Genomic DNA, 26,092 nt, shown 5'->3' with positions numbered 1-26,092 from the left:
GCCACGAGTCGCGCGAAGGAGCCGATTCCATGACATTGGCGAGCGCGACCAGGCGGCCGGCGACGCGCACGCCCGATGCGGGCGGGAGTCGGCGCCCCGTCGACCACGGGGCCTGGTTCCTGGTGCTGCCCGCGCTGATCCCGATCCTGGTGCTCAGCGTCGGACCGCTGCTTTACGGGATCGGGCTGGCGTTCACCGACGCGCAGTCGGGCCGGACCGCGCCCACACGGTGGATCGGGGCGCTCAACTTCCAGGACCTGCTGCACGACACCCTGTTCTGGGACTCGTTCCGGATCGGACTGCTGTGGGCGGTCGGGGTGACCGTGCCGCAGTTCCTCCTCGCCCTGGGCCTCGCGCTTCTCCTCGACCAGGACCTCCGCTTCCGTCCGCTCGCGCGCGCCCTCGCGATCATTCCCTGGGCCATGCCCGAGGTCGTCGTCGGCATCATGTGGCGGCTCGTCTACAACCCCGACGCGGGCATCCTCGACGAGACCCTGCGCGACCTCGGCCTCGGCGACGGCCACGACTGGCTGAGCGGTCTCGGCACCGCCCTGCCCGCGGTGATCGTCGTCGGCGTCTGGGCGGGCATGCCGCAGACCACGGTCGCGCTGCTGGCAGGGCTGCAGAACACCCCGCGCGAGCTCCACGAGGCGGCCGCGATGGACGGCGCGGGTGCCTGGCGCCGCTTCCTGACCGTCACCTGGCCCGCCCTGAGACCGGTCGCCCTCGCCATCACCGCGCTGAACTTCATCTGGAACTTCAATTCCTTCGCCCTGGTCTATGTGCTGACCAACGGCGGACCCGGGGGCCGGACCCGGCTCCCCATGCTCTTCGCCTACGAAGAGGCCTTCCGCTACGGGCAGTTCGGCTACGCGGCGGCCATGGGGTGCGTGATGGTCGCGGTGATCTCGGTGCTGCTCGCGATCCGGCTGGCAGGCCGGCTGAAGGGAGACGAGGACGTGTGAAGACCCGCAAAGGGGCCCGCGCGGGCCAGTACCTCGCCCTGCTCGCCTATCTCGTCTTCCTGGCCTTCCCCTTCCTGTGGCTGATCTCCACCGCGTTCAAGCCGGCCCGCGAGCTGGCCAGTCTCCACCCCACCTGGATCCCCCGGAGCCCCACCCTCGCCAACTTCCGCCAGGCCTTCGACGAGCAGCCGCTGCTGCGCGCCGCGCTCAACTCCCTGCTCGCGGCCCTCGGCGCGGCCGTCGTCGCCGTACTGATCGCGACCCCCATGGCCTACGTCATGGCGCGCCACCGCACCCTGCTCGCGAAGGCCGCCACGGGATGGGTCGTGGTCAGCCAGGCGTTCCCGTTCGTGCTCGTGATCATCCCGCTGTTCCTGGTCCTGAAGAACCTGCGGCTGATCGACTCACTGACCGGGCTGATCATGGTGTACGTGGTGTGGGCGCTGCCGTTCGCGCTGTGGATGCTGGTGGGGTACGTACGGGCGGTGCCCGCCGAGCTGGAGGAGGCCGCGGCGGTCGACGGGGCGGGAAGGGTACGGACGCTCGTCTCCGTCACCGCTCCGCTGCTCGCACCCGGCATCGTGGCGACGGCGCTGTTCGCGTTCATCAGCGCGTGGAACGAGTTCTTCTTCGCGCTCGTGCTGCTCAAGACCCCGGAGAAACAGACCCTCCCGGTCGTCCTCACCCACTTCATCGGGGCGGAGGGGGTCGCGGACCTCGGCCCGCTCGCCGCGGCGGCGACCCTCGCGACCCTGCCGTCCCTGGTCGTCTTCGCGATCATCCAGAAACGGATCACGGGCGGCGTGCTCGCCGGGGCGGTGAAGAGCTGATGCGCGGGAAGCCGATGCGCGGGAAGCCGATGGACGGGAGGCTCGTGCGCGAGAAGCCGGCGCGCGCGCGAGGATGCGTCGCGCTGGTCATGGGGCTGCTGTTCCTGCTGGTCGCCGGCTGCTCCGGCGGCGGCAGCGGATCGCGGGACGGCCGGATCACCCTGCGCTTCCAGTCCCTGGCCTGGCAGCAGGAGTCCGTCGCCGCGAACAAGGCGCTGGTGAAGGAGTGGAACGCCACTCATCCGGGCGTCAAGGTCGAGTATGTCCAGGGCAGTTGGGACAGCGTCCATGACCAGCTGCTCACCTCCTTCGAGGGCGGTGAGGCGCCGGACATCATCCACGACGCCTCGGACGACCTCGCGGACTTCGCCTACGGCGGCTATCTCGCCGATCTGCGCACGCTGCTGCCAGCGCGGCTCAAGTCCGAGATCCCGCAGCACAGTTGGGATACCGCGACTTTCGGCGACGGGGTCTATGGAGTGCCCTTCCTCCAGGAGCCGCGGGTGCTGATCGCCAACGCCGGATGGCTGAAGGCGTCCGGCGTCCGCATTCCCACGCCCGAACGGCCCTGGACCTGGGACGAGTTCCGGGTGATCGCGAAGCGGCTGAGCGGCAAGGGCAGGTACGGCGTCGCCTGGCCGCTGAAGGAACCCGTCTCGGCGACGCTCAACCTTTCCCTCTCCAACGGCGGACAGCTGTTCCAACGGGGCGCCGACGGCAAGGTGACCGTCCGCTTCGACGCGGCCGACGCGGTGGTGCCGAGGACCGTGCACGACGAGGTGAACACGGACCGGAGCGCCGCCGGCGCCACGCTCGGCATGGGCGGCTCCGACACACTGCCCGGCTTCTTCGGCGGGAAGTACGCGATGGTGCCGCTCGGGTTCTCCTACCGCCAGCAGATCGCGCAGCAGGCGCCGAAGGGCTTCGACTGGCAGGTGCTGCCCGCCCCGGCCGGCGCGGACGGGCTCACCCAGGGCGTCAGCCCGCAGACCCTGTCCATCGCCGCCGACAGCCCGCACAAGAAGGAGGCCGCCGCGTTCATCGACTTCCTGCTCCGGCCGCAGAACATGGTCCGCCTCGCCCTCGGCGACTGGATGCTGCCCACCGGGACCGAGGCACTCAAGGACCCCGCCCTGCACACCGCCAAGGACGGCTGGGCGACCGGCGCCGCCCTCGCCGCCCACCTCCGCCCGGCCCCCGCCCAGTCCGTGCGCGGCTATCCCGAGTGGAAGGACAAGGTGGCGACCCCCGCGTTCCAGGAGTACTACAGCGGGGCGATCGGGCTCGCCGAGCTGAGAAGGCGGCTGGTGAAGGACGGGAACCTGGTGCTGGCCCGCTACCAGAGGTGACTGGGCGGGGCCAGGGGCGAGTGGTCAGGGCCGGTACCGAGGCGGCGGTGGCCGCCGTCGTGAACGGAACGGCGGTGGCCGCTGTCGCGAACGGAAATAGGTTGGACGAGACGTCTCGTCTCGCCTAGGGTCGTCGCATGACCATCCGCCCCGCCCACATCGCCATGTTCTCCATCGCCGCCCATGGGCACGTGAACCCGAGCATCGAGGTGATCCGCGAGCTCGTGGCGCGCGGTCACCGCGTGACGTACGCGATTCCGTCCGCCTTCGCCGTGAAGGTCGCCGAGACGGGGGCCGAGCCGAGGCTGTGGCACTCGACCCTGCCCACGGACGACGACCCGGAGGCATGGGGGACCGAGCTGATCGACAACATCGAACCGTTCCTGACCGACGCGCTGCAGGCCGAGCCGCAACTCGCGGCGGCCTACGAGGGTGACGAACCGGACCTTGTGCTGTACGACATCACCGCGTACCCGGCCCGGGCGCTCGCCCATCGCTGGGGCGTCCCGATCGTGCAGCTCTCCCCGAACCTCGTCGCCTGGGAGGGGTATGACGAAGAGGTCGGCAAGCCGCTGTTCGAGCCGCTCAAGCGGACCCCGCGCGGCAAGGCGTTCTACGACACCTTCGCGCGCTGGATCGCGGAGAACGGCATGGACCTGAGCGTCGAGGACTTCATGGGCCGCCCCGACCGGTGCCTCGTCCTCATCCCCAAGACCCTCCAACCGAACGCCGACCGCGTCGACGAGAAGCGGTACACCTTCGTCGGCGCCTGTCAGGGCGACCGTGCCGCGCAGGGGGACTGGCGGCGGCCCGCCGACGCCGAGAAGGTGCTCCTCGTGTCGCTCGGCTCCAGCTTCACCAAGCAGCCCGCCTTCTACCGCGCGTGCGTCGAGGCCTTCGGCGGGCTGCCGGGCTGGCACGTCGTGCTGCAGATCGGCCGCTTCGTCGACCCAGCGGAGCTGGGGGAGGTACCCGGCAACGTGGAGGTCCACCCGTGGGTGCCCCAGCTCGCGATCCTCCGGCAGGCCGACGCGTTCATCACGCACGCCGGTGCGGGCGGCAGCCAGGAAGGGCTCGCCACCGGCACCCCGATGGTCGCCGTACCGCAGGCCGTCGACCAGTTCGGCAACGCCGACATGCTCCAGGCGCTGGGCGTGGCCCGCCACCTGCCGATGACGGAGGCCACGGCCGAGAGCCTGCGGGAGGCCGTCCTCGCCCTGGTAGGGGATTCCGAGGTGGCGCGCCGCCTGGCGGTGATCCGCGAGGAGATGGCGGGAGAGGGCGGCACCCGACGGGCGGCCGACCTCATCGAGGCCGAGCTGCCGACGGGAGCGTAGGCACGATGGGCCCGTAGGCAAGAGGGGCCCGTAGGCAAGTCGGGCGCGTGAGCAGGACGGGCGCCTGGCCGAGCCGGGCGCGTGAGCAAAGGGCCTGTTGGTTCCCAGGGGAACCAACAGGCCCTGATGCCGGGGCAGTTACGGGGTCAGACCCCGGCCCGTTCGCCCTCTCGGGCCGGCGGGAGCACGGCCTCGGGCGACTCGTCGTGGGTGAGGTCCGGCAGCCGGTTCAGCCACTTCGGCAGATACCAGTTGCGCTCTCCGAGCAGCGCCATCACGGCCGGCAGCAGCACCCCGCGGATGATCGTCGCGTCGATGAGCACCGCGGCCGCCAGGCCCACACCCATCTGCTTCATGGACTGCATCGACAGCGTTCCGAAGATCGCGAAGACGGCGACCATGATGACGGCGGCGCTGGTGACTACACCGGCCGTCGTGACCACCCCGTGCCGGATCGCGTCCTTGGTGTCCCGACCCCGCAGCCGCGCCTCACGGATCCGCGAGACCACGAACACGTGGTAGTCCATCGAGAGCCCGAAGAGGATCACGAAGAGGAACAGCGGCAGCCAGGTGATGATGGCGCCCACGCCCTCCGCGCCGACCAGCGAGGCACCCCAGCCGTGCTGGAAGACGGCGACCAGGATGCCGTAGGCCGCCGCGACCGACAGGAGGTTGAGCACGATCGAGGTGATCGCGATCGTCAGCGAGCGGAACGAGAGCAGCATCAACAGGAAGGCGAAGACGACCACGAACGCGAAGACCGGGGCCACCGAGCCCAGCAACTGGTCGCTGAAGTCGTGCGATCCGGCGACCTGTCCGGTGATCGGCGCCTGGACGCCGTCGACCTTGCCGAGCGTGTCGGGCCGCACCTTGTCGCGCAGCAGCTGAAGGCTCTTCTCCGCCTTGTCCTGGTCGGAGCCGCCCACGAGGGGCACGTACACGAAGGCGACGTTCTGCGCCGCGTGCACCTTGATGTCGACCGGGCCGCGCGAGGCGCCCGAACTGATCGCCTGTGTACGGAAGTCGGCGAGCGCGGACTTCACGTCGGCGGCGTTGATGTCGTGCGCCTTGACGACCACCTCGGCCGGCTCGGAGCCGCCCGGGAAGGCGTCGTTGACCCGGTTGTACGTCCCCACGATCGGCAGCGAGTTGCCGAACTCCTTGTCCAGCGTCAGCTGTTGCGTCTTCATGCCGAGGGCGGGAGCGGCGATGGCCAGCAGCGCACCGGCCGCGACGACCAGCGAGACGGCGGGCTTGGCGAGCACGACCCGCAGCACCGCGCTCCAGAACCGGCTGCCCTCCTCGGCGGACCGGACGCGCTTGCCCCTGGCACGCCGCTTGTCCGGGTGCAGGAACGGCAGGCGGCCCTTCTCGACCCGCTCGCCGAGCAGTGAGAGCAGCGCGGGCAGCACGGTGACCGAGCCGACCATGGCGACGGCCACGACCATCAGCGAGGCCAGCCCCATCGCCTCGAACTCGGCGAGCCCGGTGAAGAGCATGCCGGCCATCGCCACGCACACCGTGACACCGGAGACGACGATGGCGCGGCCACTGGTGGCGGCGGCGATCCGCAGCGCGGCACCGGCGTCCCGGCCGGCCTCGCGCTCCTCGCGCTCACGGCGCAGATAGAACAGGCAGTAGTCGACGCCGACGGCCAGACCCACCAGGAGCATCACGGAGTTGGCGGTGTCGCTCATCGGCTGGAGGTGGCTGACGATGCCCATCAGGCCCATCGTCGCCATGATCGCGGTGAGCGCGAGCGCCACCGGGAGCAGCGCCGCCACCAGGGCGCCGAAGGCGATCAGCAGAATGCCGAGGGCCACCGGCACCGCGGAGTACTCGGCCTTCTTGAAGTCGTCGCCGAACGCGTCGGAGAAGGTCTTCTGCATGCTGGCGCCGCCGATCTCCTCGATCCGCAGCCCCGCGTGGTCCTTCTGGACGCCCTTGACGGCGTTCAGCACCGGCTCGACGCGGTCGCCCGCGGTGTCCGCGTCGCCCCGCATGTCGAACTGCACGAGCGCGCTGCGCCCGTCCCTGGAGATCGTCTTCGTGTCGTACGGGGAGGTCACGTCCGTGACCTTGCCGGTCCCCTCGACGGCCTTGACGACGGCGGTGACGGCGGCGCGGAAGTCGGCGTCCGTCGCCTTGACGCTCGCGTCCTTCCCCTGGATCAGGACGCTCTCACCGGCCGGGGCCTTGATCCCCGAGTCCTCGATGATCTTCGCGGCGGTGTGCGTCTCACCCTTGAGCTGATCGCTCTCCTTGACGTCGACGCGGCCCGCCGCCGAGCCGAGCCCCATCGCCAGGACGACGAACAGCACCCAGATTCCCACGGCGGCCCATCGGTGCCGGGCGCTCCAGCCGCCTGCCCGCGCGGCGATGCCCCGCACCCGTATGTCTCCGTTCCCCATGACGGGCCAGCCCCCTTGTGCACGGTGACAGCCCCCTGCCGTCACCTCTGCTTATGAAGGTAGGGGCTGGATAAGAACGTCTCCTCGTGCTGCCCGGTGAACCCCGGGACCCCCGGCTCCTCCCCGCGGACCCCGTCGCCTCCGCACTGGGGAGGACAGGGGCCCCTTACACCTATCCGGGCCTCTCGGGGATCCGGATCAGGGTGCGGCCGCCGATCGGGACCGGGGTGCGGGTGTTGATCCGCCTGGGCCCGAGGGCCGTTCTATGGTGTGCGGATGACGACGACGTACGCGGCACTGCTGCGCGGGATCAACGTGGGCGGCAACAAGAAGGTGCCGATGGCCGAACTCCGCACACTGATCGAGGAACTCGGCCACGACGACGTACAGACGTATCTCCAGAGCGGCAACGCCGTCTTCTCCACCGACCGAGGGGACGAGGACTCCCTGGCGGCCGAGTTGGCCGAGGTCATAGAGAAGCACTTCGGCTTCGGCGTCGGTGTACTGGTCCGCGACCACGCCTATCTGAGGGCCGTACGGGAGGCGTGCCCGTTTCCGGCCGCCGAACTGGAGGCCAAGCAGTTGCACGTCACCTACTTCTCAGGCCCCGTCGACCCCGAGCGCTTCGCCTCGGTCGACCCGGCGGTGTTCCTGCCGGAGGAGTTCCGCCTCGGCGACCGGGCGCTCTATCTCTACGCCCCCGACGGCCTGGGACGCTCCAAGCTCGCCGAGGCCCTGTCGAAGCCCCGGCTCCTCAAGGGCGTCACCGCCACCACCCGCAACTGGAACACGGTCGTCAAACTCGAGGAGCTGACCGGTGCCTGAGCACAACCCCGCCGTGGAGGCCGCCATCGAGTGTGAACTGAGCCTGCTCGACGCGGAGGTCCGCCGCTCTCCGGAGCGGCTCGGAGCGCTGCTCCACCCCGACTTCTACGAGTTCGGCAGCTCCGGGCGGCTGTGGGACCGTGCCGCCGTCCTCGCCGAACTGACCTCCGAGGCTCTGCCCGGGTCGCGGCCCGTCACCTTCTCACGGATGAGGGGCGTCCAGCTCGCCCCGGACCTGGTCCACCTCACCTTCGACACGGAGGAGGACAACGGCCGCCGGGTGCACCGGAGTTCGCTGTGGCGGCGGACGGAGGACGGCTGGCGCCTGTACTTCCACCAGGGCACACCGTTCAGGGCCGACCCAGAGTGACCTTTCGTACGCCGTCGTAGGTCGTGTACGAGACGATCTCGTCCGGGACCGTCAGCCTCGGGTCCCGGTACAGGCGCCGCAGCTCGTCCTCGCTGCCGGCCGCGGCGACGGAGTCGATCAGGGCGATCTCGTCCGCGTCGAGCGCGGCGTCGTCGAGGATCTCCGGGCCCCAGGCGTCCCAGGGCAGAAGTTCGACACCGTTGAGAGCGGCCAGGTCGCGCAGGACGTCGGCGCGGACGAACCACAGGCCGTGATACGACAGGCCATCGATCCCGTTGAGGTCGAACACACCGAACCTCCGGGGGTCGGCTCCTCCCTCACGGCACGCCCGCCAGGCGTCCCCGGCCACCAGGAACTGGTCGCGGGGCACATCCATCGGGTCGAAGTCGATGTCGTACTCGTGGTGGACCTGTGGGTCGGCCAGCCGCCAACTGCCGTCCGGCAGGCGGTACTCGGTGACCCAGTGGTCGGCGTAGTACGCGTCGAAGTACCGGGCGAAGCCACAACGCAGACGGGCGGCCGTCCCCGTGGCCCGCAGGAGGGAGCAGTGCAGCAGCGCGAAGTCCCGGCACGTGCCCACGAACCGCTCCGCGGGCGCCCGCCGTTCGGTGAGCGGCGCGTCCCCGCGCTCCGCCAGGATCCGCAAGAGCCGCGCCGCGTACCGCGACTCCGCGTCCTCGTGCAGCCGCTTCTCTGGGATGGCGTGGTCGAAGCGCCACCCCTCGCCCCGATGGATGATCAGATCTCTGACGACACGGGCGAGTTGCCCCGGATCACGGGGCAGTCCGTCGATGTCCAGGGCGTCGCCCGGATCGCTGTACGGCGTCTGCTTCAGGTACTGGTCCATGCCCGGGAGCCTCGTCCTTGCCCCAGGGGCAGGGTCAACCCAGCGCCGCCATGTCCTCGACGGTGAGCCGCACCGCGCCCGCGTCGAGGTTCTCCTCCAGATGGGCGAGGGATCCCGTGCCCGGGGTCGGGCAGAGCACCGGGGAGCGGTGCAGCAGCCAGGCCAGGGCGATCTGCCCCGGTGCCGCCCCGTGCGCGGCGGCGATCCGGGCGCACTCAGGGTCGGCGATGAGGGAGCCGTTGCCCAGCGGGAACCAGGGCAGGAAGGCGATGCCGCGCTCCTCGCACAGCTTCAGCAGCGGCTCCGAGTCGCGGTCGAGCAGGTTGAATCGATTCTGGACCGAAGCGATGTCGGTCAACTCCAGTGCCTCTGAGAGCTGTTCGGCGGTGACCGTGTCGAGCCCGATGTGGCGGATCTTGCCCTCTGCGCGCAACTCGTCGAGCGCTCCGAGCTGTTCGGCCATCGGCACGGCCGGGTCGAGCCGGTGCAGCTGGTACAGGCCGATCGTGTCGAGCCGCAGCCGCCGCAGGCTCGCCTCGCACATCGCCCGCAACCGCTCGGGCCGCCCGGCGACGTGCCAGGCACGGTCACTGGTGCGCACGACGCCGCCCTTGGTCGCGACCAACAGGCCCTCGGTGTACGGGTGCAGGGCCTCGGCGACCAGCTCCTCGGCGATCGCGGGACCGTAGTTGTCGGCGGTGTCGACGAGGGTGACCCCGCGCTCGACGGCCCGCCGCAGCACGGCCACCGCGTCCCGGGCGTCCCAGCGCGGCCCCCAGTAGCCGGGACCGGTCAACTGGGCGGTGCCGTAGCCGAGCCGCCGCACCGGCGGCTCCCCGCCGAGGGCAAAGTCCGGCGAGAAGCCTGCTGCGGAGTCGGTGGCAGATCTTCCCGGAACCATTTCATGGAGGGTACACGCGGCTGTGCGAGGCTCGTTTCAGGCGTTACCTGGCTTCATCCGCAGCGCACCGGTCTTGAGGCGGGTGGTGAAGCGGATCACGTGATTGCGGTGCGGAGCGCCGCGGAAATGTCCCGGCGGAGTTGGGGGAGCGCTCCGTCCAGGCTACCGAATCGTTGCGGCAGATCCGGATTCGACCGATCGGGTACTGAGTGTCGGTGGTGGGTGTTAGCGTCCGGATCATGCAGCTGCGGTATGCCTTCCGTCTCGACCCGGGTCCGCGCTGGCGCGGGCGTTCGGGTGTGCGCGGGTGGTGTACAACGACGCGGTCGCCGCCCGTGAGCGGGCCCGGCGGGAGGGCGCCGCGTACCCGGGTGCGGCTGAACTGTCGAAGGCGCTGATCACTCGGGCGAAGACCATGCCGGAGCGGGGTTGGCTGTCCGAGGTGTCGGCGGTGGTGTTGCAGCAGGCATTGCGGGATGTCGAGCGTGCTTACACCAACTTCTTCTCCTCCCTCAAAGGCGCGCGGCAGGGGGCGCGGGTGGGGGCGCCGCGTTTCAAGTCGAAGCGCGATGCCCGACAGACGATCCGGTTCACTGCCAATGCCCGCTGGAAGATCACCGAGGCGGGGCGGCTGCTCCTGCCGAAGATCGGCGAGGTGCGGGTGAAATGGTCCCGCACTCTGCCGTCCGTTCCTTCGAGCGTGACGGTGATCCGCGATGCGGCTGGGCGGTTCTTCGCCTCCTTTGTGGTGGAGACCGACCCGAATGCGGATCTGGCGCGGATGCCCGGGGCCGATGACCTGCCGAGTGTCGGGATCGACCTGGGACTGACCCATTTTGCGGTCTTGTCCGACGGGACGAAGATCGACAGCCCGCGATTTCTGCGGCGGGCGGAGAAGAAGTTGAAGAAGACCCAGAAAGAGCTGTCCCGCAAGCAGAAGGGCAGCAGGAACCGGGAGAAGGCCCGCCTCCGTGTCGCCCGCGCGCATGCGCAGGTGGTCGATGCCCGCCGGGAGTTCCACCACCAGCTCTCCACCCAGTTGATCCGCGAGAACCAAGCGGTCGCGGTGGAGGACCTGGCGGTCAAGGGGCTCGCGCGCAGCCGGCTCGGCAAGTCCGTCCATGACGCCGGATGGGCGTCTTTCCTGGCGATGCTGGAGTACAAGGCGCAGCGGTACGGGCGCGCGTTCGTGAAGGTCGGCCGGTTCGAGCCGACCAGCCAGGTGTGCTCGGTCTGCGGCATCAAGGACGGGCCCAAACCTCTGCACGTACGGGAGTGGACCTGCACGTACTGCGGTGCCCGGCACGACCGGGACCACAACGCCGCCAAGAACGTCAAACAGGCCGCCGGACTGGCGGTGACAGCCTGTCGAGCGCAGGTAAGACCAGAACTTAAGGTTCCGGCGCAGCGCGAAGAAGCAGGAAGCCACGGAATCCGGTCCGGTGCCGTGCCGCTATGTGGCACGGCACCGGACCGGAAGGCCGGAATCCTTGGGCTTTAGCCCGAGGAGCAGGTCAAATCATCATCTGAGCGGGAGCGGTCGGTGGCACCATCGAGGCCGACCACCTCAACGGCGAGATCGCCCTCCTCGCCCGACTGCACGGCGTACCGACCCCGCTGAACGAGCTGCTCCAGCGGCTCGCGAACACCTTCGTGCGCGAGCGCAGGGCGGCGGGGTCGCTGTCGGTCGCGGAGCTCGTAGGCCTGGCCGACGAGGCTGTCGCGTTTGTTCAAGAGGAGCGCGCGCCGCGTCCCTAGCGTGGAGGGCATGAGCAATCCGTACAAGAACGTGCACCCGTACATGGTGGAATGCGCCGCCGAGGCCGCCCGCGTGGCCGGCGGTGTCACGGCGGCGCAACTGGCGCAGCCCGGCCCCACGCACTGCCCGGACTGGGACCTGCGTGCCCTGGTGAACCACTGGGTCCTCTACACCTCGCACGGCCTGGAGCACCGTGCGCTGCGCAAGCAGCTCTCCGAGGAGCTGACCGGCCGTGACTTCACGGCGGATCCCGGCTGGGCGGGGGCGTACGCCGAGCAGCTCGACCGTGCCGTGGCCGCTTGGGACGACCCCGAGGTGTGGGAGGGCGAAGTCGAGCTCGGGACGGCGAAGATGCCCGCCGCCGACATCGCCTCGATGATCGTCAAGGAGATGGCGGTGCACGGCTGGGACGTCGCGACGGCCACCGGCCAGGAGTTCCGGATCTCGGACGGCGCGGCCCGGTTCGTCCTGGACGTCGTCGACACGCACGCCGAGCTCTACCGTCAGTACGACGGCTTCGCCGACCCGGTCCCGGTGTCCGACGACGCACCCGTCTTCGAGCGCGCCCTTGCCCACAGCGGCCGGAATCCGCACCTGGCCCACACCGCATTGGATCAGTGATTCAGAGCGGAATTGGATCGTGTCGCTGTGCCATTGACTGGCTAGCCTCGACGGTATGACGAACCCGAGGACGGACGACCCATCCACCCGCGTCGACTTCTACTTCGACCCGGCCTGCCCCTTCGCCTGGATCACCTCACGCTGGATGCTGGAGGTCGAGCGTGCCCGCCCGCTCGACCTCCGCTTCCGTGTGATGAGCCTCCACCTGCACAACCTGGGCAATGAACTCCCCGACTGGTACCGGGAGTTGGTCGACAAGTCCGTCGGTCCCGTACGGGTCGCGGTGGCCGCCGCAGAACAGCACGGCGAGAAGGTGCTGCGCGACCTCTACACCGCCTTCGGCACCCGCATCCACGACCGAGGGGTCGAGGACTTCGACGCCGTGGTCGCCGACTCCCTCGCCGAACTGGGGCTCCCGGCCGAGTTGGCCGCCGCGGCCCACGACTGCGCGTACGACGAGGCGGTACGCCGCAGTCACGAGGCGGGCCGGGAGCCCGGCTCGGACGGCTATGTGGGGACCCCCACCCTCCACGTCGACGGAACGGTGTGGTTCGGCCCCGTCCTGCGGGCCGTTCCGCGGGGCGAGCGCGCGGCGGAGCTCTTCGACAGCTTCCGTGTCCTCGCCGCCCACCCGGACTTCTTCGAGCTCAAGCGGACGAGGACGGGAGGACTGTCCTTCGACTGAACAGCGGTCTGCAATATGAACGCTGCTCGGATGAATGAGTGTCCACGGGAAGGGAGTTGGGCCGTTCTCTGTCGCATTCATTGACGATGGTGCGTCATAGATCCTACCTTTCTCGGCGTTGGGTACAGGCTGATCCCACGGGAGGGGAACATGCCCATGCGCCGAAGAGCCGCCTCAGTCACCCTGATCTCCACGGTCCTGGCCCTCGGAATTCCGGGCGCCGTGTCCTCCGCCCAGCCCGCGTCGTCCGACCTCTACGTCTCACCGAGCGGGAACGACCACGCCAACGGCACCGCCCGCCACCCCGTACGCACCCTGGAACGCGCCCGCGACCTCGTCCGCAAGCGCGTCACGGGGATGAAGGGCGACCTGACGGTCCACCTCGCGTCGGGTACGTACCGGCAGACCGCACCCCTCAGCCTCGACGCCCGGGACTCGGGCACCGGCGGCCACCAGGTGATCTGGCAGGGCACCGGGAACACCGTCATCAGCGGTGGCCGGCAGGTCCAGGGCTGGAGCCAGGTCGCCGGGAGGCCTGGCCTGTGGTCCGCGCCCGCCCCCCAAGGCCTCACCGACACCCGGCAGTTGTACGTCGACGGGGTGCGCGCCCAGCGGGCCCGCGGGGCCGTGCCGGTGACCCTCACCCAGACCGCCACCGGGTACACGGCGTCCTCCGACACCCTCGCGCACTGGAAGCACCCCTCCGACGCCGAGTTCGTCTACACCAGCGGCGAGTCCCTGTGGAACGTCGAGCGCAACGGCCTGGGCCAGTGGACCGAGCCGCGCTGCCGCATCGCCGCCGCCGAGGGCACCACGATCACGATGGTCCAGCCGTGCTGGGACAACTCCAACAAGCGGGTCGAGTTCCCGGACATCCCCGGCCGCACGGTCAGCATGGTCGGGCCCGGCCACCTCACCAACGGCGGCAGGGCGACCTACGTCGAGAACGCCTACGAACTCCTGGACCAGCCCGGCGAGTGGTATCTCGACCGCACCGCGCACCGGGTCTACTACCTGCCCCGCAAGGGCGAGAACCTCGCGCGTGCCGACGTCGAGGCGGCACAGGCCGAGAAGCTGATCGACGCACGGGGCACGGCCGCCGCGCCCGTCCACGACCTCGCCTTCCGTGGCCTGCAGTTCAGCTACGCCACCTGGCTCACCCCCTCGGGACCCGAGGGCTTCTCCGAGATCCAGGCGGGCTACACCATCACCGGCGAGAAGGGCTGGGCGACGCAGGGCCTGTGCCAGTACGTCGAGGGCGGCACCTGCCCCTTCGCGTCCTGGACCAAGATGCCGGGCAACGTCTCCTTCGCGTACGGGCAGCGCATCGCGTTCAGCGACGACGTCTTCGCCCATCTCGGTGCGTCCGGCCTCGACCTGGGCACCGGCTCGAAGGACTCCACGGTCAGCGGCAGCGTCTTCACCGACATCTCCGGCAACGGACTGGAGATCGGCGGAGTGGACGGACAGACTCCGGCCTCCGGAGTCCAGGTGACCGACAATCACCTCTACGGACTGCCCCGCGAGTACCACGGCGGCGTGGCGATCCTCAACGGCTGGACCCAGCGCACCACGATCGCCCACAACCAGATCGACCACGTCGGCTACAGCGCCGTCTCCCTCGGCTGGGGCGGCTGGCCCGACAAGATCGGCGACCCTGCGACCCCCAACCCCAGCCACGACAACGCGGTCCGCGACAACCTGATCTTCGACTACATGCAGATGCTCGACGACGGCGGCGGCATCTACACCCAGGGACTGACGGGCACCTCCCTGGCCGACGGTGAGAAGGTCACCGGCAACGTCATCCACGACCAGTGGGGCCTGGGCAAGAACGTCTACACCGACAACGGCTGCACCTACGAGACGGTCGAGGGCAACGTCCTCTACAACGCCTCGTACGCCAACGTCGCCTCCCGCCACACCGACTACCGCGACACCCTCGGCAACAACGACCCGACCCTCGTCAAGGACAACTGGTGGGAGGAGGGAACCTCCGACGGCGACAACAAGGGACTGGTGACGACCGGCAACAAGATCATGGCGGCCCCGTCCGACGTACCGCCGGAGATCCTCGGCAACGCGGGACTCGAACCCGCCTACCGAGGACTGCTGAACCGCCGCGTCGGCGCCGTCTCCGCCCCGGAGGCGCCCTCCCGCGTCGGTACGAGCACGGCGGGCGCCGACGCCCTGTACGTCACCTTCAACCCGAGCTTCGTGGACGGCGGTTCACCGGTGACGGGCTACACGGCACGGGCGTACGACGCGTCAGGACACCAGGTGGGCGAACAGGCCATCGGCGCGGCCGAGTTCAAGCGCACGGCGGTCGTACGGATCGGCGGACTGCCCGCGCCGGCCGGCCCGCTCACGGTCACCGTCAGCGCGAGCAACGCCCACGGCACCAGTGCCCCGTCGCTCGCCTCGCTCCCGCTGACCCCGACGGCCGTGACCGCGCTGCCGGGCGCACCGACCGGCCCCAAGCTGCGTACGGCGTCCACCGCGGCCACCGTCGCCTGGACCCCGCCGACGGCCACCGGCGACGCCAAGGTCGTCGGCTACCGGGTCACCGTCTCCGACGGCCGCGCCCCGATCGACGTCACGGGCCGGGACGTCCTGGTCGGCCAGCCCTCCGCGAAGGGCATGTTCCGGGTGATCGGAGGCCTCAGGCCGGGCACGGCGTACACCGTCACGATCGCGACGGTGACGGCGGCGGGCACCGGACCGGCGGCCACGGTGACGGCCACCACCAAGGCGTGAGAGTTCAGGCGCCGAGCGCCGCCAGCACCGGGACGCGTGCCTCGTCGTAACGCTCGAGCAGGACCCGTGCCACCTCCGGTGCCGGGCCCAGTACGTCGGCCAGTACGTCCGCCTCGGCGGCGCCTCGGGCGATGCGGTCCGGGAGGAAGCCGGGGGCGAGGACGTAGGGGGCGACGGCGACACGTTCGCAGCCGAGGGCGCGCAGTTCGCGCACCGCGTCCTCGGTGCGCGGAAGGGATGCGGAGGCGAACGCGGGCCGCACGGCGCACCAACCGGTGTGCCGCCACTCCCGCGCGATTTCTGCGATCACCGCGATCGCCTCCGGGTCGGTGGACCCCGCGGAGGCCAGCACGACCCCCGTCGAGGACTTGTCGGCGGGGGTCAGCCCCGCCTCGTACAGCCGGCGTTCGAGCGCCGCCGTCAGCAGGGGGGAGGGGCCGAGCACCTCCGCCTGCTGGATGTGCAGGCGCGCCGGGGCCTCCCGCAGGACCGCCGGGATGTCCGCCTTCGCATGGAAGGCACGGGTGAGCAGGAGGGGGAGGGCGATCACATCGCGTACGCCCTCCGCCGCCAGGGACTCCAGCACCCCCTGCACCGAGGGGATGTTGAAGTCGAGGAAGCCGGTCTCCACGCGCAGGCCCGGACGCCGGGCCCGCACACGCCGCACGAGGGCGTGCACCGTCGCGGCATGACGCGGATCGCGGCTGCCGTGGGCGATGACCAGGAGGACCGGCTGACTCGTCATGGCTTGGCTCAGCTCTTCACCAGAAGACCGCGGCTGCGCAGCACCCACCGCTCAAGCGGGCTGAAGATCAGCAGGTCGATGGCGATACCGACGAACAGGATGAGGAAGATGGCGAGGAAGACCATCGACATGGAACTGGCGGTGCGGCCGTTCTCCAGCAGCTGACCGAGGCCGATGCCCAGGTCGGGGGAGGAGGCGATGATCTCCGCCGCCATCAGGGAGCGCCAGGAGAACGCCCAGCCCTGCTTCAGGCCGGCGAGATAGCCGGGCAGCGCGGCCGGCATCACGATGTGCCAGGTCCCGCGCAGGCCCGTCGCGCCCATCGTGCGGCCGGCCCGCAGGAACAGCGGCGGCACCTGGTCCACGCCCGACACCAGGCCGTTGGCGATGGAGGGGACGGCGCCGAGCAGGATCACCGCGAACATCATCGAGTTGTTCAGGCCCAGCCAGATGACGGCCGGCGGCACCCAGGCCACGGAGGGCAGCGACTGGAGGCCGGAGAGGATCGGGCCGATCGCGGCGCGGACGAACTTCACGCGGGCCACCAGCAGACCCAGCGGGGTGCCGATCGCCAGGGCGAAGAGGAACCCGAGCAGACCGCGCGAGACACTCGTCCAGATGTAGCCGAGCAGCGTGCCCTGCAGCCAGGCGTTCTTGACCTCGCCCCAGACGTCGGACGGGGAGGGCAGCTTGCTCGGGTCGGTGACGACCTTGAACGAGATCAGCGCCTGCCACACCACCAGCACCAGCGCGATGGCGACGAGCGGCGGCAGTATCTTCTCGACGAAGGTCTGGCGGAACGTCGGCCTGCCCGTGTGGCCGGTCGTCTCCAGGGCGTCGAGGCCCGCTTCCAGGCCCGCCATGTCGCTGCCGGGGCTGTCCTTGACGGGCTGGTCGGCCGCGTCGGCCTTCGTCTCAGTGCTGGCCATGGCGGCGGATCTCCCCACGCAGTTGTTCGGTGATCTCGACGGACAGCTCCGCCACGGCCGCGTCCTCGATACGACGCGGCTGCGGGATGTCGACCCGCCACTCGTGGGCCACCCGGCCGGGGCGGGAGGACAGCAGGACGACCCGCTCGGCCAGCCGCACCGCCTCACGTACGTTGTGGGTGACGAAGAGGACGGACAGCTGGGTCTCGCGCCAGATCCGGGTCAGTTCGTCGTGCAGGACGTCGCGCGTGATGGCGTCCAGTGCCGCGAACGGCTCGTCCATCAGCAGGATCTGGCTGTCCTGGGCGAGCGCGCGGGCCATCGCGACGCGCTGGCGCATACCGCCGGACAGCTCGTGCACCCGCTTCCCGTACGCGCCCTTCAGCCGGACGAGTTCGAGCAGCTCCTCCGCCCGGTCGCGGCGCTCGGACTTCGCGACGCCGCGCAGCCGCAGGGCGAGTTCGATGTTCTTGCCCGCGGTCAGCCACGGGAAGAGGGCGTGCTCCTGGAACATCAGGGCCGGGCGCCCGTTGGTCGTGATGCTGCCCGCGGTCGGGGCGTCGAGGCCCGCGACCAGGTTGAGCAGCGTCGACTTCCCACACCCCGAGGCCCCCAGGAGGGTGACGAACTCGCCCGGCGCGACATCGAGGGTGATGTCGTCGAGGACGAGCTGCTGCCCTGCCGGTCCGGCGAAGGACTTCGAGACATGCTCGATCCGGGCGGCTTGCTCCACCACTTCGGCGCCGTCGGCGGCCTTGGCGAGGGTCGTGGCCATGGTCGTCACCTCCTGGGAACTCATCGGTGTGGGTCCTTACTTGACGCCGAGACCGGCGTCGGCGACCGTGCTCTCGCCCGCGGCCCCCAGGACCTTGTTCAGGAGCGTGAGGTCGTAGATCCCGTTCAGGTCCGGCTTCTCCAGCAGGCCCGCCTTGACCGCGTGCTCCGCCTCGGTGTTGAGCGTGGCGGCCAGCGGGTCATTGGTGATCTGGATGGACTTCCAGGCCGGGTCGAGCACGTTCGCCGGGAGCTCCTTGCCGGAGTCGACCTTCAGCTGGGCGTTGGCCGCGGCCTTCGCCTGGTCGGGGTTGGCGTTGATCCACTTGTTGGTGTCGACCGAGCCCTTCAGCACGGCCTCGACGACCTTCGGGTGCTCCTTGAGGAACTTCTGCGACACGATGATGTTCGTGATCACGAACTTCTTGTCGGGCCACAGCGAGGCCTCGTCGAGCAGGACCTTGCCGCCCTCGGCGACCAGCTTGGACGCGGTCGGCTCCGGCACCCAGGCGCCGTCGATGGAGCCGGACTTGTAGGCGTCCGGGGTGATCTTGTTGTCCGTGCGGACGACCGAGACGTCGCCCTTGCCGCTCTGCGCGTCGACCTTCCAGCCCTGGTCCGCGATCCAGTTGAGGAACGCCACGTCCTGGGTGTTGCCGAGCTGCGGGGTCGCGATCTTCTTGCCCTTGACGTCCTTCAGGGACTTGATCTTCTTCGGGTTGACCACGAGCTTCACGCCGCCGGACGCCGAACCGCCGATGATGCGCAGGCTCTTGCCCTGGGACTTGGTGAAGCCGTTGATCGCCGGCGAGGGGCCGATCCAGCCGATGTCGATCGAGCCCGAGTTCAGGGCCTCGATCTCGGAGGGGCCCGCGTTGAAGATGGAGTACTCCGCCTTCGTGCCGCCCAGCGCCTTCTGGAAGAGGCCTTCCTGGCGGCCGACCAGCGCGGTCGCGTGGGTGAGGTTGCCGAAGTAGCCGATCTTCACGGTGTCGAGGCCGTCGATCTTCGTGGATCCGGCGGCGACCTTCTCCTTGGAGGAGGAGTCGCTCTTCGACTCGGAGCCGTAGCTGCAGGCGGCGAGCGCGAGCAGGGGGAGTGCGACGGCGGCGGCTATGCCACGGCGTACAAGGTTCGAGCGGATGGCAGGCACGGGAGGGGTTCCTCTCGTTGGCCCGGCGGTCACGTTTTCAGGTCGTGGCCGGGAGGTCGGCAGGTCTTCGTCGTCGCATCCGGGACGTCGGGTGGGGGGACGGGGCGCGCAGGCAGTGCGCGTACGTCATTCCGCACATCGCGCCACTCCGCCCTGCCCGCTGCCGAGGGCGCCGCTGCCGACGCGGCCGCCCTCCTTGGCGAACGTGGAGTAGAAGTCGGTGGACGTCATGTCAGAAGTCCCACCCGTCGTCGTCGCTCTCGTCCTTGACCGGCTGCGGTGCGGCGAACGACTCGCCGACCATGCCCGCGGTCAGCGTGGTGCCGTCCGCCGGGTCGATGAGGATGAACGCGCCGGTGCGCCGGGAGTCGGCGTACGAGTCGAGCGGAAGCGGTTCGGCGGCACGGATCTTGACGCGGCCGATGTCGTTGGCGACCAGCTGACCCGGGTGCGGGTGCAGCGACAGGTCGTCCAGTGTCAGCCGGGACGGGATGTCCTTGACGATCGCCTTCACCGTGCGGGTGCCGTGCTTGAGCAGCACCCGGTGACCGACGGTGAGCGGCTGGTCGGCCACGTGGCAGACGGTCGCCTCGACGTCCTGCGTGGTCGGGGGAGCGTCCTTGCTCGGCACGATCAGGTCGCCGCGCGAGACGTCGATGTCGTCCTCCAGCAGGAGGGTCACCGACTGCGGGGTCCATGCCACGTCGACCGGCTTGCCCAGCAGATCGATCCCGGCGACCTTCGTGGTGCGCCCGGAGGGCAGCACGGTCACGCTCTCGCCGACCCGGAAGGTACCGGCGGCGATCTGACCGGCGTACCCGCGGTAGTCGGGGTGCTCGGCGGTCTGCGGGCGGATCACGTACTGCACGGGCAGACGGGCGTGGCAGTGCCCCAGGTCGTGGCTGACCGGGACCGTCTCCAGGTGTTCCAGGACCGTCGGGCCGCCGTACCAGTCCATGTTCGCGGAGGCGTCCACCACGTTGTCACCGGCGAGCGCCGAGATCGGGATCGCGGTGATCTCGGGAACGCCCAGTTCGGAGGCGTACGCCGTGAACTCCTCGGCGATCGCCGCGAAGACGGACTCCTTGTACTCGACGAGGTCCATCTTGTTGACGGCGAGGACCACGTGCGGGACGCGCAGCAGTGCGGCGACGGCCGCGTGCCGACGGGTCTGTTCGATGACGCCGTTGCGGGCGTCGACGAGGACGACGGCCAGGTCGGCGGTGGAGGCGCCGGTGACCATGTTCCGGGTGTACTGCACATGCCCGGGGGTGTCGGCCAGGATGAACCGGCGGCGCGCCGTGGCGAAGTAGCGGTAGGCGACGTCGATGGTGATGCCCTGTTCGCGCTCGGCGCGCAGGCCGTCGGTGAGGAGGGCGAGGTCGGGGGTGTCCTGGCCACGGCTCGCCGAGGCCCGTTCCACGGCCTCCAGCTGGTCCGTCAGGACCGACTTGGAGTCGTGCAGCAGACGTCCGACCAGCGTGGACTTGCCGTCGTCGACGGAACCGGCGGTCGCGAAGCGCAGGAGCGTGGTGGCCGACAACTGCTCGACCGACAGCGGCTCGGTGGGTTCGGTGGTGCTGGTCATGTCTAGAAGTACCCCTCGCGCTTGCGGTCTTCCATCGCGGCCTCGGACATCTTGTCGTCGGCGCGGGTGGCGCCCCGCTCGGTGAGGCGGGAGGCGGCGATTTCGGTGATCACGGCGTCCAGCGTGGTCGCGTCGGAGTCGACGGCGCCCGTGCAGGACATGTCGCCGACGGTCCGGTAGCGGACGAGCCGCTTCTCGACCGTCTCGCCGTCCTTCGGGCCGCCCCACTCGCCGGCGGTCAGCCACATGTTCGACCGCTGGAAGACCTCACGCTCGTGCGCGAAGTAGATCTGGGGCAGTTCGATGCCTTCGCGGGCGATGTACTGCCAGACGTCCAGTTCGGTCCAGTTGGACAGGGGGAAGACGCGGACGTGTTCGCCGGGTGCGTGGCGGCCGTTGTAGAGCTGCCACAGTTCGGGGCGCTGGCGTCGGGGGTCCCACTGGGAGAACTCGTCGCGCAGGGAGAAGACGCGTTCTTTCGCGCGGGCCTTCTCCTCGTCGCGGCGTCCGCCGCCGAAGACGGCGTCGAAGTGTTCGGACTGGATCTTCTCGGTGAGGGGCAGGGTCTGCAGGGGGTTGCGGGTGCCGTCGGGGCGTTCGCGCAGGACTCCGCGGTCGATGTAGTCCTGTACGGAGGCGATGTGGAGGCGCAGTCCGTGCTTCTCGACCGTGCGGTCGCGGTATTCGAGGACTTCGGGGAAGTTGTGTCCGGTGTCGACGTGCAGCAGGGTGAAGGGGATCGCGGCGGGGGCGAAGGCCTTCAGGGCGAGGTGCAGCATGACGATGGAGTCCTTGCCGCCGGAGAAGAGGATCACCGGCCGTTCGAACTCGCCCGCGACCTCACGGAAGATGTGGACGGCCTCGGACTCCAGGGCGTCCAAGTGCGAGAGCGCGTACGGGGTGCTGTCCGTCTCCTCGGAGACACTGGCGACGGTCGTCATGCGAGACCCCTTTCGGTGAGCAGCGCATGGAGCGCGGCCGCGGACTCCTGCACGGACTGGGTGTGCGACTCGATGCGCAGATCGGGCGACGCGGGCTCCTCGTACGGGTCGTCGACGCCGGTCAGCCCGGAGATCTCACCCGCGGCCTGCTTGGCGTAGAGGCCCTTCACATCGCGTACGGAGCAGACCTCGACCGGGGTCGCCACGTGCACCTCCAGGTAGGGGGTGCCGCCGCTCTGGTGACGCCCGCGGACCGCCTCACGGCTGTCGGCGTACGGCGCGATCACCGGGACAAGCGCCTTGACGCCGTTGCGGGCGAGCAGCTCGGCGAGGAAACCGATCCGCTGCACGTTCGTGTCGCGGTCCTCGCGCGAGAAGCCGAGGCCCGACGAGAGGAACTCGCGGATCTCGTCGCCGTCGAGCACCTCGACGCGGTGGCCCTCGTCGCGCAGCCGGCCGGCCAGCTCGTACGCGATGGTGGTCTTGCCGGCGCTCGGCAGACCCGTGAGCCAGATGGTGGCTCCGGTCGTCACTTGCTGCTCCTGAGAGATCTGGGTGGTCGTGGTCATCCGTGCAGCCCGCACTCGGTCTTGGATCGTCCCGCCCAGCGTCCGGCGCGGGCGTCCTCGCCCTCCAGAACACGGCGGGTGCAGGGCGCGCAGCCGACGGAGGCGTAGCCGTCCATCAGCAGCGGATTGGTGAGGACGCCGTGCTCGGCGACGTACGCGTCCACGTCGTCCTGTGTCCAGCGGGCGATCGGCGAGATCTTGACCTTCTGCCGCTTCTCGTCCCAGCCGACGACCGGGGTGTTCGCCCGGGTCGGGGACTCGTCGCGGCGTAGTCCGGTCGCCCAGGCGTCGTACCTGGTCAGGCCCTCTTCCAGGGGCTTGACCTTGCGCAGGGCGCAGCACAGGTCGGGGTCGCGGTCGTGCAGCTTGGGGCCGTACTCGGCGTCCTGCTCGGCGACGGTCTGGCGCGGGGTGAGGGTGATGACGTTGACGTCCATCACGGCCTCGACCGCGTCCCGGGTGCCGATGGTCTCGGGGAAGTGGTAGCCGGTGTCGAGGAAGACTACGTCGACTTGGCTGTCGCCGGGCTGGGCGCGGGAGGCGAGGTGGGCGACGACCGCGTCCTCCATGGAGGAGGTCACGCAGAACGTCTTGCCGAAGGTCTCGACGGCCCACTGGAGGATCTCCAGAGCCGAGGCGTCCTCGAGGTCGCGCCCCGCCTGCTCGGCGAGCCGCTTCAGATCCTCGGCCGTACGGTCTTCCCGGTCTTCCCGATCTTTCTGAATCATCGTCATATCTCGTCCCCTCCACCTTCGTTGCGCTGAACCCCACGGGCGAGCAGCCCGAGGAACTTCAACTGGAAGGCTCGGTTGCACGCCGCGCATTCCCACGCGCCGTGGCCCTGCTCGCTCGGACGGAGGTCTTCGTCACCGCAGTAGGGGCAGTAGAAGGGAGCGGCCCGCTCACTCATGACAGCGACTCCCCGCTTTTGTTGGCTCGGTTCTCACGACAGCGACTCCTCGGAAGCCCTGGTCGCCCACGTGGCGAAGCGCTCGCCGTCCTCGCGCTCCGCCTGGAAGCGCTTGAGGACCCGCTCGATGTAGTCGGGCAGTTCGTCCGAGGTGACCTTCAGGCCACGGACCTTGCGGCCGAAGCCGGCTTCCAGGCCGAGCGCGCCGCCCAGGTGCACCTGGAAGCCCTCGACCTGCTCGCCCTGGTCGTTGAGGACCAGCTGGCCCTTGAGACCGATGTCCGCGACCTGGATACGGGCGCAGGCGTTCGGGCAGCCGTTGATGTTGATGGTGATGGGCTCTTCGAACTCGGGGATGCGGCGCTCGAGTTCGTCGATCAGAGAAGCCCCGCGCGCCTTGGTCTCGACGATCGCGAGCTTGCAGTACTCGATGCCGGTGCAGGCCATCGTGCCGCGCCGGAAGGTGGAGGGCTTGACCGTCAGGTCGAGGGCTTCGAGTCCCTCCACCAGCGAGTCGACCTGGTCCTCCGTCACGTCGAGCACGATCATCTTCTGCTCGACGGTGGTGCGCAGCCGGCCGGAGCCGTGTGCCGCGGCCAGCTCGGCGATCTTCGTGAGGGTGGTGCCGTCCACGCGGCCGACGCGCGGCGCGAAGCCGACGTAGAAGCGGCCGTCCTGCTGGCGGTGCACACCGACGTGGTCGCGCCAGCGGGCGACCGGCTGGTCGGGGGCCGGGCCGTCGACCAGCTTCCGCTTGAGGTACTCGTCCTCCAGGATCTGGCGGAACTTCTCCACGCCCCAGTCGGCGACCAGGAACTTCAGACGGGCGCGGGTGCGCAGGCGCCGGTAGCCGTAGTCGCGGAAGATCGAGATCACGCCTTCGTAGACGTCCGGGACCTCGTCCAGCGGGACCCAGGCGCCGAGGCGCTGGCCGATCTTCGGGTTGGTGGAGAGACCGCCGCCGACCCAGAGGTCGAAGCCGGGGCCGTGCTCCGGGTGGTTCACGCCGACGAAGGCGACGTCGTTGATCTCGTGTGCTACGTCGAGCAGCGGCGAGCCGGAGATCGCGGACTTGAACTTGCGGGGCAGGTTCGAGAAGTCCTTGTTGCCGATGATCCGGCGGTGGATCTCGTCGATGGCCGGGGTGCCGTCGATGATCTCGTCCTCGGCGATGCCGGCGACGGGCGAGCCGAGGATGACGCGGGGCGTGTCACCGCAGGCCTCGGTGGTGGACAGCCCGACGGCTTCGAGCCGGTTCCAGATCTCGGGGACGTCCTCGATACGGATCCAGTGGTACTGCACGTTCTGGCGGTCGGTGAGGTCGGCGGTGCCGCGCGCGAACTCCTGCGAGATCTCGCCGATGACGCGCAGCTGGTCGGTGGTCAGCCGGCCGCCGTCGATGCGGACGCGCAGCATGAAGTACTTGTCGTCCAGCTCCTCCGGCTCCAGGATCGCGGTCTTGCCGCCGTCGATCCCGGGCTTGCGCTGGGTGTACAGCCCCCACCAGCGCATACGTCCACGAAGGTCGTTGGGGTCGATCGAGTCGAAGCCGCGCTTCGAGTAGATCGTCTCAATGCGTGTCCGCACATTGAGACCGTCGTCGTCCTTCTTGAACTGTTCGTTTCCGTTGAGCGGGGTGAAGTGACCCACGGCCCACTGACCCTCGCCGCGGTGACGACTCACCTTGCGGCGGGGCGCGGCGGCGGGATTCTGCGGGGTGGCGGCCATGGTTGATACGTCCTTCGGGACTGCGGGACAGGAAGGAGAGCGGCTCTCATCTGCGCATGCGGGCGCATACGGAAGTGCGCGCGCGTCATTGCGCAGAGGGAGGCAAAAGGGAGAATGTCGGCTGGGCCGGGGCTGTCAGCTCGCCGGACAGATGGCGCTGGACATGCGGCCGAGGTCGACGTGCCGCCGACTCACCAAGGCAATTCCAGTTCCAGACATGACGGAAGCGTGTCACGGGGATCTCGGACCAGTCCACCGTCATCCACCATGTGGACACCCTTGTCCTGAATGGCGAGACAAAGGTGTTGTCGGTCACACGGCTGGGCAGGAATGGACGATCCGACGGCCCGGTGCCCGCCCGATGGCGGGCCGAGGCTCGGTCCGTGGCAGGTCAGACCGCTCGTGCGCCCGGCCAGGGCCCGGGTGTGGCGACCTCCGGCTCCTCCTCCACCTTGGTGTCGAAGAGCTTGAAGCCGCGGCGCAGGTAGTTGTCCATCGCGTGCTCCCCGTCCTTGCTGCATGTATGCAGCCAGACGCGCTTCGTCTCGGGCCGTCCCGGCCAGCGCTCCGCGAGGTCCCAGGCGCGTGCCACCCCGTAGGAGAGCAGGTGCCCGCCGATCCGGCGGCCCCGGAAGGCCGGGATCAACCCGAAGTAACTGACTTCCACGACGCCGTCGTCCTGCGGGTCCAGCTCGACGTAGCCCGCGGGCGTTCCCCGGTCGTAGGCGACCCAGGTCTCCACGCCGGGGCGGTCCAGGAACCCCTGCCACTGGGCGTACGTCCAGCTCAGGCGGTCGGTCCAGCGGATGTCTCCGCCTACGGAGGCGTACAGGAAGCGGCTGAACTCGGGCGAGGGGACTTCGGAGCGCACGATCCGGACGTCGCCGTCGGGCGTGATCGCGGGGAGCAGGTCGTTCGACGCGGTCTGCTCCAGGGACCAGGTGGTCACAGTGACGTTGCTCATGGGGGCCAGGGAACCACGGGGTTGTGCCGCGCTCCAAAGCGGGCCAGGTGTTTTCGACGGGCTGGGAGATGCGCGCCGGCGCCCTTCAAGGGGCGTGGGGAACTGTGCGACCAGCCCCCACAGGCCCGCAGCCG

At 69.7% G+C, this 26,092-nt stretch carries 24 protein-coding genes and 2 pseudogenes; 11 read left to right on the top strand and 15 right to left on the bottom strand.

The genetic code is table 11. From position 1 onward, the window contains the following. The first annotated feature begins 29 nt into the window (after positions 1-29). From SMIR_RS07005 to mgt, 4 genes are all read left to right on the top strand, one after another. The gene (locus SMIR_RS07005; protein ID WP_168496760.1) at positions 30-965 is read left to right on the top strand and encodes a carbohydrate ABC transporter permease; all 936 of its coding nucleotides are present in this window, start codon (positions 30-32) and stop codon (positions 963-965) included. After that, positions 962-1,795 (top strand): carbohydrate ABC transporter permease, encoded by an 834-nt coding sequence (locus SMIR_RS07000; RefSeq protein ID WP_168496762.1) that lies wholly within the window; start codon positions 962-964, stop codon positions 1,793-1,795. The genes SMIR_RS07005 and SMIR_RS07000 overlap by 4 nt, the downstream gene beginning before the upstream one ends. 89 nt (positions 1,796-1,884) lie before the next feature. After that, a complete protein-coding gene (locus SMIR_RS06995; protein WP_248003723.1) occupies positions 1,885-3,144 on the top strand; it encodes an ABC transporter substrate-binding protein in 1,260 nt (419 codons plus the stop codon). A gap of 137 nt (positions 3,145-3,281) precedes the next feature. After that, entirely contained in the window at positions 3,282-4,481 is a 1,200-nt protein-coding gene (gene mgt, locus SMIR_RS06990; RefSeq protein ID WP_168496764.1) for a macrolide-inactivating glycosyltransferase, read from the top strand. A gap of 146 nt (positions 4,482-4,627) precedes the next feature. On the opposite strand, the gene SMIR_RS06985 is transcribed toward mgt, so the two are convergent. Continuing rightward, positions 4,628-6,892: an MMPL family transporter gene (locus SMIR_RS06985; RefSeq protein ID WP_212726762.1), complete on the bottom strand. Its 2,265-nt coding sequence runs from the start codon at positions 6,890-6,892 to the stop codon at positions 4,628-4,630. Between the two features lie 276 nt (positions 6,893-7,168). On the opposite strand from SMIR_RS06985, the gene SMIR_RS06980 reads away from it, so the two are divergent. Then, on the top strand, positions 7,169-7,717 hold the full coding sequence (locus SMIR_RS06980) for a DUF1697 domain-containing protein (protein WP_168496768.1): 549 nt from the start codon (positions 7,169-7,171) through the stop codon (positions 7,715-7,717). Next, on the top strand, positions 7,710-8,087 hold the full coding sequence (locus tag SMIR_RS06975; protein ID WP_168496770.1) for a nuclear transport factor 2 family protein: 378 nt from the start codon (positions 7,710-7,712) through the stop codon (positions 8,085-8,087). Before SMIR_RS06980 ends, SMIR_RS06975 begins: the two co-directional genes overlap by 8 nt. Here the strand turns inward: SMIR_RS06975 and SMIR_RS06970 are convergent. Together SMIR_RS06970 and SMIR_RS06965 are read right to left on the bottom strand one after the other, a co-directional pair. Continuing rightward, on the bottom strand, positions 8,068-8,934 hold the full coding sequence (locus tag SMIR_RS06970) for a transglutaminase-like domain-containing protein (protein WP_212726761.1): 867 nt from the start codon (positions 8,932-8,934) through the stop codon (positions 8,068-8,070). The genes SMIR_RS06975 and SMIR_RS06970 overlap by 20 nt on opposite strands. Positions 8,935-8,968: 34 nt before the next feature. Further along, a complete protein-coding gene (locus SMIR_RS06965; protein ID WP_212726760.1) occupies positions 8,969-9,835 on the bottom strand; it encodes an aldo/keto reductase in 867 nt (288 codons plus the stop codon). Between the two features lie 239 nt (positions 9,836-10,074). Here SMIR_RS06965 and SMIR_RS06960 point away from each other — a divergent pair. From SMIR_RS06960 to SMIR_RS06940, 5 genes and pseudogenes are all read left to right on the top strand, one after another. Continuing rightward, positions 10,075-11,336, top strand: a pseudogene (locus tag SMIR_RS06960) (RNA-guided endonuclease TnpB family protein). A gap of 44 nt (positions 11,337-11,380) precedes the next feature. Next, positions 11,381-11,593, top strand: a pseudogene (locus SMIR_RS06955) (ketopantoate reductase C-terminal domain-containing protein); the annotation flags it as partial. 10 nt (positions 11,594-11,603) lie between these two features. Continuing rightward, a complete protein-coding gene (locus SMIR_RS06950; RefSeq protein ID WP_168496776.1) occupies positions 11,604-12,215 on the top strand; it encodes a TIGR03086 family metal-binding protein in 612 nt (203 codons plus the stop codon). Between the two features lie 55 nt (positions 12,216-12,270). Continuing rightward, a complete protein-coding gene (locus SMIR_RS06945) occupies positions 12,271-12,900 on the top strand; it encodes a mycothiol-dependent nitroreductase Rv2466c family protein (protein WP_168496778.1) in 630 nt (209 codons plus the stop codon). A 156-nt stretch (positions 12,901-13,056) separates the two neighbouring features. After that, entirely contained in the window at positions 13,057-15,657 is a 2,601-nt protein-coding gene (locus SMIR_RS06940) for a fibronectin type III domain-containing protein (protein ID WP_249938391.1), read from the top strand. 4 nt (positions 15,658-15,661) lie between these two features. Here the strand turns inward: SMIR_RS06940 and SMIR_RS06935 are convergent, their stop codons facing one another. From SMIR_RS06935 to SMIR_RS06880, 12 genes are all read right to left on the bottom strand, one after another. Continuing rightward, positions 15,662-16,402, bottom strand: a complete 741-nt coding sequence (locus SMIR_RS06935) for a sirohydrochlorin chelatase (RefSeq protein WP_212726759.1) — start codon at positions 16,400-16,402, stop codon at positions 15,662-15,664. Between the two features lie 8 nt (positions 16,403-16,410). Further along, entirely contained in the window at positions 16,411-17,331 is a 921-nt protein-coding gene (locus SMIR_RS06930) for an ABC transporter permease (RefSeq protein WP_168496782.1), read from the bottom strand. Continuing rightward, entirely contained in the window at positions 17,318-18,106 is a 789-nt protein-coding gene (locus tag SMIR_RS06925; RefSeq protein ID WP_168501354.1) for an ABC transporter ATP-binding protein, read from the bottom strand. Before SMIR_RS06925 ends, SMIR_RS06930 begins: the two co-directional genes overlap by 14 nt. A gap of 36 nt (positions 18,107-18,142) precedes the next feature. After that, the gene (locus SMIR_RS06920) at positions 18,143-19,258 is read right to left on the bottom strand and encodes an aliphatic sulfonate ABC transporter substrate-binding protein (protein WP_212726758.1); all 1,116 of its coding nucleotides are present in this window, start codon (positions 19,256-19,258) and stop codon (positions 18,143-18,145) included. Between the two features lie 232 nt (positions 19,259-19,490). Next, positions 19,491-20,846, bottom strand: coding sequence for a sulfate adenylyltransferase subunit CysN (gene cysN, locus SMIR_RS06910; RefSeq protein WP_212726757.1), 1,356 nt, complete (start codon positions 20,844-20,846; stop codon positions 19,491-19,493). A gap of 2 nt (positions 20,847-20,848) precedes the next feature. Continuing rightward, a complete protein-coding gene (gene cysD / locus SMIR_RS06905; protein ID WP_168496788.1) occupies positions 20,849-21,787 on the bottom strand; it encodes a sulfate adenylyltransferase subunit CysD in 939 nt (312 codons plus the stop codon). After that, the gene (gene cysC / locus SMIR_RS06900) at positions 21,784-22,356 is read right to left on the bottom strand and encodes an adenylyl-sulfate kinase (protein ID WP_168496790.1); all 573 of its coding nucleotides are present in this window, start codon (positions 22,354-22,356) and stop codon (positions 21,784-21,786) included. Before cysC ends, cysD begins: the two co-directional genes overlap by 4 nt. Then, positions 22,353-23,084 (bottom strand): phosphoadenylyl-sulfate reductase, encoded by a 732-nt coding sequence (locus tag SMIR_RS06895; RefSeq protein WP_422664511.1) that lies wholly within the window; start codon positions 23,082-23,084, stop codon positions 22,353-22,355. The genes cysC and SMIR_RS06895 overlap by 4 nt, the downstream gene beginning before the upstream one ends. Before the next feature lie 2 nt (positions 23,085-23,086). Beyond that, positions 23,087-23,266: a hypothetical protein gene (locus SMIR_RS06890; RefSeq protein WP_079090235.1), complete on the bottom strand. Its 180-nt coding sequence runs from the start codon at positions 23,264-23,266 to the stop codon at positions 23,087-23,089. Between the two features lie 33 nt (positions 23,267-23,299). Then, the gene (locus tag SMIR_RS06885; protein ID WP_168496794.1) at positions 23,300-24,994 is read right to left on the bottom strand and encodes a nitrite/sulfite reductase; all 1,695 of its coding nucleotides are present in this window, start codon (positions 24,992-24,994) and stop codon (positions 23,300-23,302) included. Between the two features lie 135 nt (positions 24,995-25,129). Then, positions 25,130-25,213: a putative leader peptide gene (locus tag SMIR_RS44570; protein WP_309486338.1), complete on the bottom strand. Its 84-nt coding sequence runs from the start codon at positions 25,211-25,213 to the stop codon at positions 25,130-25,132. 172 nt (positions 25,214-25,385) lie between these two features. Next, positions 25,386-25,958: a GNAT family N-acetyltransferase gene (locus SMIR_RS06880; RefSeq protein WP_168496796.1), complete on the bottom strand. Its 573-nt coding sequence runs from the start codon at positions 25,956-25,958 to the stop codon at positions 25,386-25,388. Positions 25,959-26,092 lie beyond the last annotated feature (134 nt).

Origin of the sequence: Streptomyces mirabilis (genome assembly GCF_018310535.1) — a bacterium.
In the GTDB taxonomy this organism is placed as follows: domain Bacteria; phylum Actinomycetota; class Actinomycetes; order Streptomycetales; family Streptomycetaceae; genus Streptomyces.
Note: the sequence above shows the minus strand (reverse complement) of the source record. Positions and strands in the feature narration are given on the sequence as shown.

Excerpts from the sequence above, each read along its gene's own strand:
- SMIR_RS06985 (WP_212726762.1), bottom strand. The coding sequence starts at position 6,892 with ATGGGGAACGGAGACATACGGGTGCGGGGCATCGCCGCGCGGGCAGGC.
- SMIR_RS06890 (WP_079090235.1), bottom strand. The coding sequence starts at position 23,266 with ATGAGTGAGCGGGCCGCTCCCTTCTACTGCCCCTACTGCGGTGACGAA.
- SMIR_RS06885 (WP_168496794.1), bottom strand. The coding sequence starts at position 24,994 with ATGGCCGCCACCCCGCAGAATCCCGCCGCCGCGCCCCGCCGCAAGGTG.
- SMIR_RS07005 (WP_168496760.1), top strand. The coding sequence starts at position 30 with ATGACATTGGCGAGCGCGACCAGGCGGCCGGCGACGCGCACGCCCGAT.
- SMIR_RS06945 (WP_168496778.1), top strand. The coding sequence starts at position 12,271 with ATGACGAACCCGAGGACGGACGACCCATCCACCCGCGTCGACTTCTAC.
- SMIR_RS06880 (WP_168496796.1), bottom strand. The coding sequence starts at position 25,958 with ATGAGCAACGTCACTGTGACCACCTGGTCCCTGGAGCAGACCGCGTCG.
- cysC (WP_168496790.1), bottom strand. The coding sequence starts at position 22,356 with ATGACCACGACCACCCAGATCTCTCAGGAGCAGCAAGTGACGACCGGA.
- SMIR_RS06940 (WP_249938391.1), top strand. The coding sequence starts at position 13,057 with ATGCGCCGAAGAGCCGCCTCAGTCACCCTGATCTCCACGGTCCTGGCC.
- SMIR_RS06970 (WP_212726761.1), bottom strand. The coding sequence starts at position 8,934 with ATGGACCAGTACCTGAAGCAGACGCCGTACAGCGATCCGGGCGACGCC.
- SMIR_RS06895 (WP_422664511.1), bottom strand. The coding sequence starts at position 23,084 with ATGATTCAGAAAGATCGGGAAGACCGGGAAGACCGTACGGCCGAGGAT.
- SMIR_RS06930 (WP_168496782.1), bottom strand. The coding sequence starts at position 17,331 with ATGGCCAGCACTGAGACGAAGGCCGACGCGGCCGACCAGCCCGTCAAG.
- SMIR_RS06995 (WP_248003723.1), top strand. The coding sequence starts at position 1,885 with ATGGGGCTGCTGTTCCTGCTGGTCGCCGGCTGCTCCGGCGGCGGCAGC.
- SMIR_RS44570 (WP_309486338.1), bottom strand. The coding sequence starts at position 25,213 with ATGTCTGGAACTGGAATTGCCTTGGTGAGTCGGCGGCACGTCGACCTC.
- SMIR_RS06925 (WP_168501354.1), bottom strand. The coding sequence starts at position 18,106 with ATGGCCACGACCCTCGCCAAGGCCGCCGACGGCGCCGAAGTGGTGGAG.
- mgt (WP_168496764.1), top strand. The coding sequence starts at position 3,282 with ATGACCATCCGCCCCGCCCACATCGCCATGTTCTCCATCGCCGCCCAT.
- SMIR_RS06935 (WP_212726759.1), bottom strand. The coding sequence starts at position 16,402 with ATGACGAGTCAGCCGGTCCTCCTGGTCATCGCCCACGGCAGCCGCGAT.
- cysN (WP_212726757.1), bottom strand. The coding sequence starts at position 20,846 with ATGACCAGCACCACCGAACCCACCGAGCCGCTGTCGGTCGAGCAGTTG.
- SMIR_RS06980 (WP_168496768.1), top strand. The coding sequence starts at position 7,169 with ATGACGACGACGTACGCGGCACTGCTGCGCGGGATCAACGTGGGCGGC.
- cysD (WP_168496788.1), bottom strand. The coding sequence starts at position 21,787 with ATGACGACCGTCGCCAGTGTCTCCGAGGAGACGGACAGCACCCCGTAC.
- SMIR_RS06965 (WP_212726760.1), bottom strand. The coding sequence starts at position 9,835 with ATGGTTCCGGGAAGATCTGCCACCGACTCCGCAGCAGGCTTCTCGCCG.
- SMIR_RS06950 (WP_168496776.1), top strand. The coding sequence starts at position 11,604 with ATGAGCAATCCGTACAAGAACGTGCACCCGTACATGGTGGAATGCGCC.